At 70.7% G+C, this 12979-nt stretch carries 16 protein-coding genes; 2 read left to right on the plus strand and 14 right to left on the minus strand.

Translation table 11 applies throughout. From position 1 onward, the window contains the following. Positions 1 to 27 precede the first annotated feature (27 nt). The gene (locus tag AQJ54_RS15470) at positions 28 to 1650 is read right to left on the minus strand and encodes an ABC-F family ATP-binding cassette domain-containing protein (protein ID WP_062237855.1); all 1623 of its coding nucleotides are present in this window, start codon (positions 1648 to 1650) and stop codon (positions 28 to 30) included. A gap of 122 nt (positions 1651 to 1772) precedes the next feature. Between AQJ54_RS15470 and AQJ54_RS15475 the strand changes: the two genes are divergently transcribed. Next, positions 1773 to 2606 carry a class I SAM-dependent methyltransferase gene (locus AQJ54_RS15475; protein WP_062237856.1) on the plus strand — a complete coding sequence of 278 codons (834 nt, stop codon included), beginning with the start codon at positions 1773 to 1775 and terminating at the stop codon, positions 2604 to 2606. Between the two features lie 54 nt (positions 2607 to 2660). Further along, complete coding sequence (locus AQJ54_RS15480) at positions 2661 to 2831, plus strand: hypothetical protein (protein ID WP_062022774.1); 171 nt, start codon at positions 2661 to 2663, stop codon at positions 2829 to 2831. A 34-nt stretch (positions 2832 to 2865) separates the two neighbouring features. On the opposite strand, the gene AQJ54_RS15485 is transcribed toward AQJ54_RS15480, so the two are convergent. Genes AQJ54_RS15485 through AQJ54_RS15545 form a run of 13 tightly spaced genes read right to left on the minus strand, consistent with a single transcriptional unit; the run spans position 2866 to position 12864 of the window. After that, positions 2866 to 3150 carry a gas vesicle protein K gene (locus tag AQJ54_RS15485; RefSeq protein WP_062021088.1) on the minus strand — a complete coding sequence of 95 codons (285 nt, stop codon included), beginning with the start codon at positions 3148 to 3150 and terminating at the stop codon, positions 2866 to 2868. A gap of 1 nt (position 3151) precedes the next feature. Next, positions 3152 to 3334 (minus strand): gas vesicle protein, encoded by a 183-nt coding sequence (locus tag AQJ54_RS15490; protein WP_020133312.1) that lies wholly within the window; start codon positions 3332 to 3334, stop codon positions 3152 to 3154. Then, the gene (locus AQJ54_RS15495; RefSeq protein ID WP_062237858.1) at positions 3331 to 4107 is read right to left on the minus strand and encodes a GvpL/GvpF family gas vesicle protein; all 777 of its coding nucleotides are present in this window, start codon (positions 4105 to 4107) and stop codon (positions 3331 to 3333) included. The genes AQJ54_RS15490 and AQJ54_RS15495 overlap by 4 nt, the downstream gene beginning before the upstream one ends. Next, positions 4104 to 4439, minus strand: a complete 336-nt coding sequence (locus AQJ54_RS15500; RefSeq protein WP_020133314.1) for a gas vesicle protein — start codon at positions 4437 to 4439, stop codon at positions 4104 to 4106. The genes AQJ54_RS15495 and AQJ54_RS15500 overlap by 4 nt, the downstream gene beginning before the upstream one ends. Continuing rightward, positions 4436 to 5605, minus strand: a complete 1170-nt coding sequence (locus AQJ54_RS15505) for an SRPBCC family protein (protein WP_062237860.1) — start codon at positions 5603 to 5605, stop codon at positions 4436 to 4438. The genes AQJ54_RS15500 and AQJ54_RS15505 overlap by 4 nt, the downstream gene beginning before the upstream one ends. Beyond that, on the minus strand, positions 5605 to 6411 hold the full coding sequence (locus AQJ54_RS15510; RefSeq protein ID WP_062237862.1) for a hypothetical protein: 807 nt from the start codon (positions 6409 to 6411) through the stop codon (positions 5605 to 5607). The genes AQJ54_RS15505 and AQJ54_RS15510 overlap by 1 nt, the downstream gene beginning before the upstream one ends. After that, the gene (locus AQJ54_RS15515) at positions 6408 to 6671 is read right to left on the minus strand and encodes a gas vesicle protein GvpG (RefSeq protein WP_020133317.1); all 264 of its coding nucleotides are present in this window, start codon (positions 6669 to 6671) and stop codon (positions 6408 to 6410) included. Before AQJ54_RS15515 ends, AQJ54_RS15510 begins: the two co-directional genes overlap by 4 nt. Before the next feature lie 6 nt (positions 6672 to 6677). Next, positions 6678 to 7448, minus strand: coding sequence for a GvpL/GvpF family gas vesicle protein (locus tag AQJ54_RS15520; RefSeq protein ID WP_062237864.1), 771 nt, complete (start codon positions 7446 to 7448; stop codon positions 6678 to 6680). Beyond that, positions 7445 to 7876, minus strand: a complete 432-nt coding sequence (locus AQJ54_RS15525) for a gas vesicle structural protein GvpA (RefSeq protein WP_062238647.1) — start codon at positions 7874 to 7876, stop codon at positions 7445 to 7447. Before AQJ54_RS15525 ends, AQJ54_RS15520 begins: the two co-directional genes overlap by 4 nt. Before the next feature lie 55 nt (positions 7877 to 7931). Next, positions 7932 to 8300 (minus strand): gas vesicle protein GvpO, encoded by a 369-nt coding sequence (locus tag AQJ54_RS15530; RefSeq protein WP_079069865.1) that lies wholly within the window; start codon positions 8298 to 8300, stop codon positions 7932 to 7934. 45 nt (positions 8301 to 8345) lie between these two features. Continuing rightward, entirely contained in the window at positions 8346 to 9275 is a 930-nt protein-coding gene (gene ligD, locus AQJ54_RS15535; RefSeq protein WP_062237865.1) for a non-homologous end-joining DNA ligase, read from the minus strand. Beyond that, positions 9272 to 11119, minus strand: a complete 1848-nt coding sequence (locus AQJ54_RS15540; RefSeq protein WP_062237867.1) for a transketolase — start codon at positions 11117 to 11119, stop codon at positions 9272 to 9274. The genes ligD and AQJ54_RS15540 overlap by 4 nt, the downstream gene beginning before the upstream one ends. Continuing rightward, on the minus strand, positions 11116 to 12864 hold the full coding sequence (locus tag AQJ54_RS15545) for an NAD(P)/FAD-dependent oxidoreductase (protein WP_079069866.1): 1749 nt from the start codon (positions 12862 to 12864) through the stop codon (positions 11116 to 11118). The genes AQJ54_RS15540 and AQJ54_RS15545 overlap by 4 nt, the downstream gene beginning before the upstream one ends. Positions 12865 to 12979 lie beyond the last annotated feature (115 nt).

The following is a 12979-nucleotide window of genomic DNA, read 5'->3' on the forward strand; positions in this document are numbered from 1 at the left end:
GCCCTGGAGGGGCCCGGTGACCGTCGGTCACCGGGCCCTTTCCACGCGTCGCTCGTCCCACACCGGCTCGTCGGTCTCGCGCACCCGTCCGTCCGAGCCGAAGACCAGGTAGCGGTCGAACGACTTCGCGAACCAGCGGTCGTGGGTGACCGCGAGGACCGTGCCCTCGAAGGCCTCCAGGCCCTCCTGGAGGGCCTCCGCGGACTCCAGGTCGAGGTTGTCCGTGGGCTCGTCCAGGAGGAGCGCGGTGACGCCCTGGAGCTCCAGGAGAAGGATCTGGAAGCGCGCCTGCTGCCCCCCGGAGAGCCGGTCGAAGCTCTGCTCGGCCTGGCCGGTCAGCTCGTAGCGGCGCAGCCGGGACATCGCGGCGCCGCGGTCCTGGGCGTGCTCCTTCCACAGGATGTCGAGCAGGGTGCGGCCGAAGAGCTCGGGGTGGGCGTGGGTCTGCGCGAAGTGCCCGGGCACGACCCGCGCGCCGAGCTTCCACTCCCCCGTGTGCGCCACGGTGGGGTCCCCGGCCAGCAGCCGCAGGAAGTGCGACTTGCCGGAGCCGTTGGAGCCGAGGACGGCGACCCGCTCGCCGTAGAACACCTCCAGGTCGAAGGGGTTCATCAGCCCGGTGAGCTCAAGTCCCTTGCAGGTGACGGCCCTTACGCCGGTGCGGCCGCCCTTGAGCCGCATCGTGATGTCCTGCTCGCGCGGCGGCTCGGGCGGCGGCCCGGCCTCCTCGAACTTGCGCAGGCGGGTCTGGGCGGCCTGGTAGCGGGAGGACAACTCATGGCTGATGGAGGCGGCCTGACGGAGGTTCAGCACCAGCTTCTTCAGTTGGGCGTGCTTCTCGTCCCAGCGCCTGCGCAACTCCTCGAAGCGGGCGAAGCGTTCACGCCGTGCCTCGTGGTAGGTGGCGAACCCGCCGCCGTGCACCCAGGCGTCCGCGCCGGTCGGCGAGGGCTCCACCGACACGATCTTCTCGGCGGCCCGGGACAGCAGTTCGCGGTCGTGGGAGACGAAGAGGACCGTCTTGCGGGTCTCCTTCAGGCGCTCCTCCAGCCAGCGCTTGCCGGGCACGTCGAGGTAGTTGTCCGGCTCGTCGAGCAGCAGCACCTCGTCCGTGCCGCGCAGCAGCGCCTCAAGGACGAGCCGCTTCTGCTCGCCGCCGGACAGCGTCCGCACCTGCCGGAACTGCGCCTTGTCGTACGGCACCCCGAGCGCGGCCGTGGTGCACACGTCCCACAGCGTCTCGTACTCGTAGCCGCGGGCCTCGGCCCAGTCGGAGAGGGCCTGCGCGTACTTCAGCTGGGCGGCCTCGTCGTCGACGGTCATGATCAGGTGCTCGGCCCGGTCCACGTCCTGGGCGGCCTCGCGGATCCGCGGCGGCGCCACCGACACCAGCAGGTCCCGTACGGTCGTCTCGTCCCGCACGGACCCGACGAACTGGCGCATCACCCCGAGGCCGCCGCTGACGGTGACCGTGCCGCCGTGCGGTTTCAGCTCCCCGGAGATCAGCCGCAGCAGCGTCGTCTTGCCGGCCCCGTTGGGTCCGACGAGCGCCACGACGGCCCCTTCCCCCACCCGGAACGACACATCGCCGAGCAGGGCCCTCCCGTCGGGGAGGTAGTACTCGAGGTGCGCGGCTTCCAGATGTCCCATGGGCGGCATTGTCAGGGGAAGGACAGGAGCCGGGCAAACGCATATGCGTTACCTGACGGACCGTCAGTCCACATGGCAATACACGGGTCTCACCATGCGACATGCGGGCGTACGGTTCAGTCATGTCGAATCCTCAGGACAGACCGCAGGAGACAGCCGTCTACACCCACGGGCACCACGAGTCCGTGCTCCGCTCGCACACCTGGCGCACCGCCGCCAACTCGGCGGCCTATCTGCTCGGCTCGCTGAAGCCCCACATGAAGATCCTCGACATCGGCTGCGGCCCGGGCACGATCACCGCCGACCTGGCCGCGCTGGTCCCCGACGGGCACGTCACCGGCGTGGACCACGCCCCGGGCATCCTGGACCAGGCTCGGGCCACGGCGGCCGAGCGGGGCCTGACCAACATCGACTTCGCGGTCGCCGACGTGCACGCCCTGGACTACCCCGACGACACCTTCTGCGTGGTCCACGCCCACCAGGTGCTCCAGCACGTCGGCGACCCGGTGCGGGCACTGCGAGAGATGGCACGGGTCACGAAGCCGGGCGGGTACATCGCCGTCCGCGACGGGGACTACGCGGCCATGACCTGGTACCCGGCGTCCGCGGGGCTCGACGACTGGCTGGACCTGTACCGCCGGGTGGCCCGCGCCAACGGCGGGGAGCCGGACGCCGGGCGCCGGCTGAAGTCCTGGGCGCTGCGGGCGGGGCTGACGGACATCACGGCGACCTCCAGCACCTGGACCTACTCCACCGCCGAGGAACGTCAGTGGTGGAGCGGGCTGTGGGCGGACCGCACGCTGGCCTCCGCGTACGCGGAGCGGGCCACCGAGGGCGGGCACGCCACCGTACGGGAACTGCGGGCCGTCTCGGACGCCTGGCGGGAATGGGGAAAACAGGAGGACGGCTGGTTCTGTGTTCTGCACGGGGAAATCCTGTGCAGGAAAGACACCTGAAAAAACGCCTGAAATGTCGCAATAGGGAAACTCTGCATGCAGGAGGTTCAGATCATGATTGCCATCCTGCTCGTACTGCTACTGATACTGATTCTCTTCGGTGCCGGATTCGCAGTGAAGATTCTCTGGTGGATCGCGCTGGCCCTGCTGGTCCTGTGGCTGCTGGGATTCCTGATGCGAGGAAAGACCGCGGGCGGCGGCAGGGGCCGCTGGTACAGATGGTGAGGTTTTCCGACCGAGGCCCCCGGACTCGTCCGGGTCAGTCCCGGGGCAGCAGCGGTCCCAGCGGCCCGAGGTCCAGGTTCAGGTCCTCGGGCCGCAGGCCGTAGCGCTCACGCAGCTCGGTCATGCGGTCGTCGAGCAGCATCAGGGTGAGCCCGATCCGCTCCTCCTGCTCCTCGTTCAGGTCGCCCGCGTCGAACCGGCGCAGCGCCTGGCGCTCCATGAGCTGCCGGAGCAGCTCCACCACGGTCAGGACCAGCTTGACCAGGTCCCGCTCGACGGTGTCGGGCTCCAGGTCCAGCCGGTTGGGTCGGGCCGTCACGTCAGTCTCCCCAGGGTGAGGGCACTTGCGCGTTGACCGAGCTGATCAGCGCGTTCAGGTCGATGCGGACGAGGTCGACGTCCGCGATGCGCAGGGTGATGTCCCCCGTGATGACGACCCCGCCGGCCAGCAGCCGGTCGAGGAGGTCGACGAGGGCCACCTCGCGCCGTTCGATCACGGTCACGGGCGCTCCTCCTCGCTGTCGCTGAGCTGCGTGAAGGAATACGCGGCCCACGGGCCCGTGAGTTCCACGCGCATTCCCGGAGTGTCGTCCTTCATGCGGTCCACCAGTTCCACGAATTCCTCGGAAGCCGTGCGCGGGACGAGATAAGCGGCGTTGAGGACGTTCCGTCCGGGGGCACCGGAAAGCGTGGCGTTCTGCGGGGCGTGCAGCCGGGAATCCTCGGCGTGGGCGGACAGCATGTCGTGAATACGGGTCGCGAAGGACTCCGCTTTCTGCCAGCTGTCCTCGGTCGCCCTGGTCTGCTGCCGCCGCAGCCGGAGGTAGTCACGGCCGGACGCCGGCTGCGCGGGCCTCGCCGGTTCCTGCTCGTGCTTCTCGGACTCGGCGTACACCTTCACGCCCCATTCGACCCGGCCCTGCACCCGGTCGAGGATGCGGTGGAAGTCGTCCTCGCGCGCCTCCATCATCGTCCGTACGCCGCTGTCGTCCCGGAAGACGGTGCCGAGCCGGAGCGGCAGCGGGGTGGTGACGGCGGTGAGCGCGTCGATGACCAGCTGGTGGGTCCGGGCGGTGGCGGTCAGCCACTCGAGGTCCTCCAGATGGGCCCGGAGCGGGGCTTCGGCGAAGTCCCGCTCCGGCACATGGCTCACCACGGCGATCAGACCGTGGTGGGTGAGCAGCCGCGGCGGATCGCCCCCCAGTCCCGTCAGCTGGGACTGGAGGGCGGCGCCGAAGGGACGGCACACGGCGTAGACGTAACGCAGTCCGGTCATGAACCCTCCTCCTGGGCCCGGCGGGGCTCGAGTTCCTCCAGCCGGGCCAGCCGCTCGCGCAACTCGGCGTTCTCCCGCGACAGTTCGTCGCGGCGGGCCTTGGTGGACAGGGCCGGGTCGTCCTCCCACCAGTCGATGCCCATCTCCTTGGCCTTGTCGACCGAGGCGACGATCAGCCGCAGTTTGATGGTGAGCAGTTCGATGTCGAGCAGGTTGATGCGGATGTCACCCGCGATCACGATGCCCTTGTCCAGCACTCGCTCCAGGATGTCCGCCAGGTTCGCTCCGCTCCCCTGGCCGTACGGGTCCGGGAGCCGGCTGGGCATGCTCATCGGCGGCTCCCGCCCTCGGCGTACTCTTCCTCGTCCTCCGGAGCCTCTTCCTCGTCCTCGGGGAGCTCGTCCTCGGGCTCCTCCTCGTCGTACTCCTCGTCCTCAGGCTCCTCGTCCTCGGCGAGCTCGTCCTCCGGCTCCTCCTCGTCGTACTCCTCGTACTCGTCCTCGGCTTCCCCGTCCGGGGCTTCCTCGTCCTCTTCTTCCTCGTCCCGGAGCTCGTCGTCCGGCTCGGTGTCCTCGTCCTCGGAGGCCTCGGCGCCTTCGTCGTCCTCGGCGTTCTCCTCTTCCTCCTCGGCCACCGCGTCCTCGTGGCTCTTGACGACCTCGCCGTCCTGGATCTCGCCGCGCCAGCCGTCCTCCGCCTCGCCCTTGAGGGTGATGAAGCGGGCGAAGTGCTTGAGGTCCAACCGGGCCCGGCGGCCCTGGGCGCGCCAGATGTTGCCGGTCTTCTCAAAAAGACCACTGGGGTAGTACTCGATCACCAGCAGGACGCGGGTGAGGTTGTCGGCGAGCTTGTGGAAGGAGACGACGCCCTTGGTGCTGCCCTTGGCGCCCTCCGAAGTCCACTGGATCCGCTCGTCGGGGACCTGCTCGGTGGTCGTCGCCTTCCAGCTCCGGGAGGACCAGAAGATCTTCGCCTGCCAGTCGGTGTGGGTGTCGTCGGCGCGGTTCGCGCTCTTGACGCCCTTGGCGAAGGTCGAGAAGTCCTGGTACTGCGTCCACTGGTCGTAGGCGGTGCGCAGATCCACGCCCACGTCGATGAACTCGATGATCACCGTGGGCTTCTGACCCGAGCCGCCCTTCTTCTTGCCCTTGCCGCCGCCGAGGTTCTTGAAGGCGCCGACCACGCTGTCCTTGGCCTTGCCCGCTCCGAGTTCCAGCGCGCTGCGCAGCGGGCCCTTGCCCTCGGCGAGCTTCTTGCCGCCGTCGAGGGCGAGCTTGGCGAACCCGGGGCTGTTGCCCTCGGCGATGTCGTTGAGCTTGCCGGTGGTCTCGCCCAGCTTGCGGCCGACGCCGACCAGCATGCGCTGGGCCTGGGCGGAGAGGTACTCCTGCACCTCGGCCTTGAGCCGGTCTGCGGCCTCGCTGTGGGCCACCTCGGTCAGCGGGTTGCTCTTCGCCTTGTCGGTGGCGTCACGTGCGGATCCGACGGTATCCGTCATCACTCACCGCCTCCCTTCGGCATGCGGGCCCGGGTGCCTCGGCCGGCTCCCCTGGCCGCGGTCGTCTTCTTGGCGGCCGTCTTCTTCGCCGTGGTCTTCTTGGCCGCGGTCTTCTTGCCGGCCGTCCGGCTCTGGGACGCCTTCTTGGCCGGCGCCTTCTTCGCGGGGGCCTTCTTGGCCGCCGACTTCTTGGCGGGGGCCCTCTTTGCCGTCCTCTTCGCGGCGGCCGGAGCCTGGTCCGACTCGTCGTCGTCCTCGTCGTCGGCTTCCGCCTCGGCCTCGTCGTCGGCCTCGTCGTCGGCTTCCGCCTCGGCGTCGTCGACCTCGTCGTCCTCGTCGGTCTCGTCCTCGTCCGAGGGCTCCTGGTCGGCCCGGTCGGCCCTGCCGCCCTTGCCGCCCTTGCCGCCCCTGGTGCCAGTCTCCTCCTCGTCCGGCTCCTCGTCCTCCTCGGAGTCCTCGCCGTCCTGGAGGCCGGGCACCTCCGGCGCCACGCCGGAGAGCTCGTCGCGGACCTCGGCGGTACGGCCGTGCAGCCGGTCGGCCAGCGCGGTCATCTGCCGCTCCACCATGGCACCCGAGGCCGCCTTGCCGACGCCCCTCAGATCCTCGCGGAGCGTGTCGCCTATCTCCTTGAACTGCGGGTTCTTCAACAGTTGCTGGGAGACCAGGTCAGCGACCATCTTCGGGCTGAGGTGCATCCGCTTGCCGGCCACGATCGAGCCGACCGCGAAAGCCAGTTTCAGTTTCTTCGTACGTCCCAGGAGATATCCGGCCCCTACCGCGAGGCCCATTCCCACTCGGTTCATCGTGTCGTCCCGTCGCCAGTCCCCGCGCCACCGCGCAGGCCGATCTCCAGTCGTTCGAGGAGTTCGTCCTCCTGTCGGTCGAATTCCTCCTCGTCGATCTCGCCCGCCTCGAGGCGCTCCTCGAGCTGCGCGAGTTCGGCCCGGACCGCCGCCGGGTCGTAGTAGAGGCGCTCCGCTTCGTTCAGCACCTGTCTGATCACCCAGGCGCTGCCGCGCACCGGGGCGAAGGGCAGGAGCAGAACCTCTCCGATGAGACCCACACCGGCTCACTCCTCCGCGTGGTCGATGCCCACCGTGGTGCCCGCCGGCTCACCCGGTCCGGGTTCGACGAAGCTGTACGGCGGGAGCGGGCCGTTGACCCGCAGGTCGAGGTGCGGATGGCTCTTGCGGAGCTGGTCCACCTCCTCGAGGAAGGACGCGGCGGCGTCGCGGGCCACCATGAAGGACACGTTGGCCAGCCAGCCGCTGGACTCGGGCCCGACGCTGATCGCCTCGGCGGCCGGCTCCAGGGCCTGGCGCACCTCCTCCGCGTCCTCGGCCTCACGGGCCTTGACCGCGGCCACGACCATCTCGCCGAGCCGGAGACGCTGCTCGTAACTGCCGCCGCCCGCCTGCCGGTTGGCCTCGGTGGCGGAGCGGATCTCCGGGTTGTCGGACATCACGCGGTGCAGTACGGCCTCTTCGTCGTGCGTGGCCTTGACGTTGTACTCGACCTTGCCGTCGAGGGTGCGCAGCCGCTCCTGGTAGTGGTCGGCGCGTTCGGCGAGCACCGAGGTGACGGTGTCGTCGTCCGGTGCCACGCTGCCGAACCGCATGGGCAGCACGGAGCCCTCCGCGCCCGCCTCGCTCAGCACGTTCTGGTGGGCGAGCAGGTCACGGCGCTTGGGCCGCAGCCCCTCGGGGGCCTCACTGACGACGGCCGCCAGCTCGCCCTCCTTCAGCACCCGCACCGGCATCGCGGGATCGCCGACCCCTGCCAGCCCCTCGGGGAGGTCGGGGTGGGAGGCGGCGATGATGCCGTAGACGTACGTGCTCACTCCTCCTCCTCCTTCCTGCGCGTGCGCGAGGCGGTGGACTTACGGGTGCGCGGCCGGGACTCGCTCTGGCCGTCCCCCTCACGCGCCTGCTTGAAGGCGTCGGAGATGGTCTCCGCGGCGCCGGAGAGCGCGCCCTTGGACTTGCCGCGCGCGCCGGACTCGGTGATCTCGCCCATGATGTCGGGCAGGCCCGGGCTCTTGTGCGGGCCGGACTCGAGGTCGAGCCGGTTGCACGCCTCGGCGAAGCGCAGGTAGGTGTCGACGCTGGCCACCACGACCCGTACGTCGATCTTGAGGATCTCGATGCCCACGAGGGAGACGCGCACGAATGCGTCGATGACGAGCCCCCTGTCGAGGACCAGTTCCAGGACGTCGTAGAGACCGCTGGAGCCGCCTCCACCGCCCTGCTGTGCCGGAACGACGGTCATGCCGACCATGCCTCCTTGTCGGTGGTGTCGTGAACGGATGTCCGATGCGGGCGGTCTAGCGACCGCCCTGCCTGTGTGCGTCGGCCCGGCCGCGCTCGTAGCGGCGGACTCGGCGGTAGCCGGTGAGCTGACCCTCGGGGTCGAGTTCGACCTGGTAGCTCGCCATCAGGCTCATCGTGTCGGGAACACGGGAGAGTTCGAGGACCTCGACCTCCACCGACCAGCCGTCCTCGGTCTGCTCGAAGGAGGAGACGTTCTCGGCCGTCATGCCGGTCAGCTCGGAGAGCTGGGCGCGCGCTTGGCGCAGCACCTCCATCGGCTTGGGCCGTCGCTGCTCCGTCACGTTCTCGTCCGTGTCCTTTTCTTCCCCTCTGGGGGAATTCCGTGAATTCTGTGATGTCGATGTGTCTCTTGTGTTCGCCATGGCCACCTCTCACCTCGGGTGGCCGTTCACACGTTCGCCAAACCTTCAGGACGACATCAACGCGTTCAGCCTGCGCCGGGCCGGTCCGAGCGCCCGTCCCCGCGCCAGAATCCCGGCCCAGGGATCGGTACGGGCCTGCTCCACGGCGTCGGCGACGGTCCAGCGGCGGGCGTCGAGTCCGGGATCGTCGAGCTGGGCCCAGCTCATCGGCGTGGCCACGGGAGCTCCGGGTTTCGCCCGTACGGTGAAGGGGGCGACGGCGGTCTGCGCGTAGCCGTTGCGCTGGACGTCCAGGTAGAGGCGGTCGCCCCGGTCCTTCTTGCGGGCGGCGGTGGTGAGCTGCTCGGGGTGGCCGGCGACCAGGGCGTCGGCCACGTCCTTGGCGAATTCGCGCACCTCGTCGAAGTCGTGCCGGCCGTCGAGGGGCACGATCACATGCAGTCCGCGCGAGCCGGTGGTCATCAGCGCGGAGGGCAGCCGCAGCTCGTCGAGCAGTTCCCCGAGCAGCCGGGCCGCCTCGCGCACCGCCTCGAAGTCGTCCCCGGCCGGGTCGAGGTCGAAGACCATCCGGTCGGGCCGCTCCACGCTGCCGGCCCGGGACAGCCAGCGGTGCAGGGTGAGCGAGGCCTGGTCGGCGAGGTACAGCAGGGTGGCGGTGTCGTCACAGACGGTGTGGCAGACGGTGCCGCCCTCCTTCGTCACCTCGACCCGGTGGATCCACTCCGGATACGAGTCCGGGGTGTTCTTCTGCATGAACCGGGGGCCCGCGAGGCCGTCCGGATGCCGTTCCAGCATCAGCGGACGGCCGCGCAGGTGCGGCAGCATGAACGGCGCCACGGACCGGTAGTACGCGACGAGGTCGCCCTTGGTGTACTCCTTGGCGCCGTCGCCGCCGGGGAAGAGCACCTTGTCCGGCCGGTGCACCTCGACGGTGTGCTTCCCCGCGCGTACGGTCCGTACGTCGTCGCTGCTCACGGCACGATCGCCTGCTCCACGAGGAGCCGTGCGGCGGCCGCGACCGACTCGGCGTCGATGCCGGCCGCGTGCAGCTGCTCCTCGGGCGAGGCCGAGCCCGGCATCGACCGCACGGCGAGGCGCACCAGCCGCGGGACGGGGCGGCCGTCGGTGAAGGCGTCGAGGACGGCGTCGCCGAGGCCGCCCTCCTCGTGGTGGTCCTCCACGGTGAGCAGGCAGCCGGTCTCCTCGGCGGCCCGGCGCAGGGTGTCGCGGTCGACGGGCTTGACCGAGTAGAGGTCGATCACCCGCACCCGGATGCCCTCCTGGTCCAGCGCGTCGGCGGCCTTGAGCGCCTCGGGCACGGTGACACCCGCCGCGACGATCGTCATCCGGTCGTCGGCGGAGGACCGCAGCACCTTGCTGCCGCCGATCGGGAACTCCTCCTCGGGGCCGTAGATCACCGGGCTCTCGCCGCGGCCGGTGCGCAGATAGCGGATGCCGTCCAGGTCGGCCATGGCCGCGACCAGGTGCGCGGTCTGGTTGGCGTCGCACGGGTACAGCACGGTCGAACCGTGCACCGCCCGCATCATCGCCAGGTCCTCCAGACCCATCTGACTGGGCCCGTCCTGCCCGATGGCGATACCCGCGTGCGAGCCGACCAGGTTGATGCCGACCCCGCTGATGGAGGCCATCCGCACGAAGTCGTAGGCGCGCGTCAGGAAGGCCGCGAAGGTTCCGGCGTACGGCACCCAGCCGCGCGCGGCGAGTCCGACGGCGGCCGCGACCATCTGCTGTTCGGCGATGTAGCACTCGAAGTAGCGCTCGGGGTGCTCCTTGGCGAAGAACTCGGTGCGGGTGGAGTCGCCGACCTCGCCGTCGAGGGCGACGACGTCGCCGCGTCCGGTGCCGAGGGCGGTGAGGGCGTGGCCGTAGGCGTCCCGGGTGGCGACCTCTTCTCCCTTGTCCCACCGGGGCAGTTCGACGTGCCCGGCGCGCACGGCGTGCAGGATGCGGGCGGCCGGCGGCTCCTGCACCCGGAGGCGGAGGTCGCGGACGCCGCCGAGTTCCTCGATGGCGTCGTCGGCGTTCTTCAGCGGCTTGCCGTGCAGGCCCTCGCGGTCCTGGACGTCCTCGACGCCCTTGCCCTTGAGGGTGCGGGCGATGACGGCCGTGGGCTGGCCCTTGGTGGAGGCGGCCTCCCCGTAGGCGCGGTCGATGGCGTCCACGTCGTGTCCGTCGACCTCGACGGTGTGCCAGCCGAACGCCTGGAAGCGGCGCGCGTAGGCGTCGAGGTCGTGGCCGTGCCGGGTCTCGCCGCGCTGGCCGAGCCGGTTGACGTCGATGATCGCGGTGATGTTGTCGAGGTGCTCGGCTCCCGCCTGTTCGGCGGCCTCCCAGATGGAGCCCTCGGCGAGTTCGCTGTCGCCGCAGAGCACCCACACGCGGTAGCCGCTGCGGTCCAGACGCTGTCCGGCCAGCGCGATGCCGACGCCCACGGGCAGCCCCTGGCCGAGCGAACCGGTCGCCGTCTCGACCCAGGGCAGCCGGCGCGGGGTCGGGTGTCCTTCGAGGCGGCTGCCGAGCGTCCGGAAGGTCAGCAGTTCCTCGTCGTCGAGGGCACCGGCCGCCTTGAAGACGGCGTACATCAGCGGTGAGGCGTGGCCCTTGGACAGCACGAAGCGGTCGTTGGCGGGGTGGGCGGGGCGGTCGAAGTCGTAGCGGAAGTGGTGGGCGAAGAGCACGGCCATCAGGTCTGCCGCGGACATCGAGGAGGTGGGGTGCCCGGAGCCCGCGGCGGCCGAGGCGCGGACGCTGTCCACGCGCAACTGCTGGGCGAGTTCGACGAGTTCACCGGTGTTCATGAGTCTCCTTCCGAGGAGTCCGCGTCGGTGTGCTTGTGCTGGACGGGGCCGGGGCCTGCACCGGGGCTTGGCCGCGGCTCCCCGCCGTCCTGCTGGTCGCCGGGCGTGCGGCCCGGCTGATTCTTGGCGGGTTCCCCGCCGGGCTGGTTCTTCGCCGGCGCTCGGCCGGGCTGGTTCTTGGCGGGTTCCCCACCGGGCTGGTTCTTGGCGGGCTCGAAGTCGGGCTGTTTCTGGGCGGGTTCGGCTTCGGAGCGGGCCTCGCGGGCCTTCGCCTCCGAGATCACCGCCTCGCCCGCGCTCGGTTCGACGTCCTTCACTTCCCTCGGCTCCTTCACGTGCCCCGCCCCCTTCTCCGGTCCCGGGTCGTCCTGATCAAGCGCTTCCCGCCCCGACTGCGTGTCCCGGGCCGTCGCCGCTCCCGGGCCGGAGCGTGCCCGGGCCTCCTCGCGGGCGCCCGGCCGCCCCGGTACCCGGGCCAGCTCCGGCGAGTCCGACTCCAGCGGCACCGACCAGGACCGCACGAGGCCCAACTGCACGGCCTGACGCGGGAGTACGGCGTCCAGGAGCCAGTCGGCGGCAACCCGGACGCGGTTGCCGGGCATCGCGGCGAGGTGGTAACCGCGGGTGACCGCCCCGGCCGCGACCCCGGACAGCGGGACGTGCAGCGGATTGGCGGCGGCCTTGGCGCCCCCGAGGTCCACGACGAAGCCCAGGTCCCTGTGCCGGTAGGGCTGCCGCTCGCCGTCCCCGAAGGAGGCGGCGATGTTGTGGGCCACCGTCTTCCCGTGCCGCCAGGCGTGCTGCGCGGTCATCGGTGTGAAGCCGCCCGGGTTGTCCAGGTCGGGCACCGCGGCCGCGTCCCCGCAGGCGAACACCTCGGGTCGGCCGGGGAGTTGAAGGTAGGGGTCGACGACGAGCCGTCCGCGTTCGACGGGCTGGCCGGTGGACTCCACCAGCGGGTCCGGCCGTACGCCCACGCACCACACCAGGGTGCGGGTCGCGACGAACTCGCCGTCGGTCAGCAGCACCCCGTCCGGCGTGGCCTCCTTCACCGAGGTGCCCATGCGCACCTCCACCCCGCGTTCCCGCAGGGTGCGGTCGGCGGTGGTGGAGAGGTGCTCGTCGAGTTCGGGCAGCACCCGGTCGGCGATGTCGAGGAGGATCCAGCGCGGCCGGATGCCGTTCCGCAGGGGGTGCTTGCGGACCTGCGCGTCGGTGTAGAGCTGCCCGTGCGCGGCGACCTCGGTACCGGTGTAACCGGCTCCGACCACCACGAAGGTGCAGCGGGCCTCGCAGCCGGCGCGGTCGTCCGCGGCGGCCGCGAGTTCCACCTGGCGGGTGACGTGGTCCCGCAGGTACAGGGCCTCGGGCAGCCCGCGGAAGCCGTGCGCGTACTCGGCGACCCCGGGAACGGGCAGCAGTTTGTTGACGCTGCCGACGGCCAGCACGAGCCGGTCGTAGGGCAGGCTGCCGCGCTCGCCCTCCGGGCCGGTGTAGTGGACGGTCCGGCCGTCCATGTCGATGCCGTCGGCCTCGCCGAGCACCAGCCGCACCCGGGGCAGGGTGCCGGAGAGGGAGACGGTGACGCGCCGGGGTTCCAGGACACCGGCGGCGACCTGGGGCAGCAGGGGCAGGTACAGGAAGTAGTCGGTCGGGTTGAGCAGGGTGATGTCGGCCTTGCCGCGGGCTTTTCGGGACAGTTCCTTGGCCGTCCGGTACCCGGCGAAGCCGGCACCGACGATCACGATGCGGGGTCGACTCACGGTTCGCCTCCGGGGCTGTCGCGTACCTCGGGAGCCTTCCGCGTCCCCCTGGCCAGGACGCCCAAACGCCGGTTTCCGTACGGGTCGCCGGGTACTC

It is taken from the genome of Streptomyces griseorubiginosus (genome assembly GCF_001514195.1).
GTDB classification, from domain to species: domain Bacteria; phylum Actinomycetota; class Actinomycetes; order Streptomycetales; family Streptomycetaceae; genus Streptomyces; species Streptomyces griseorubiginosus.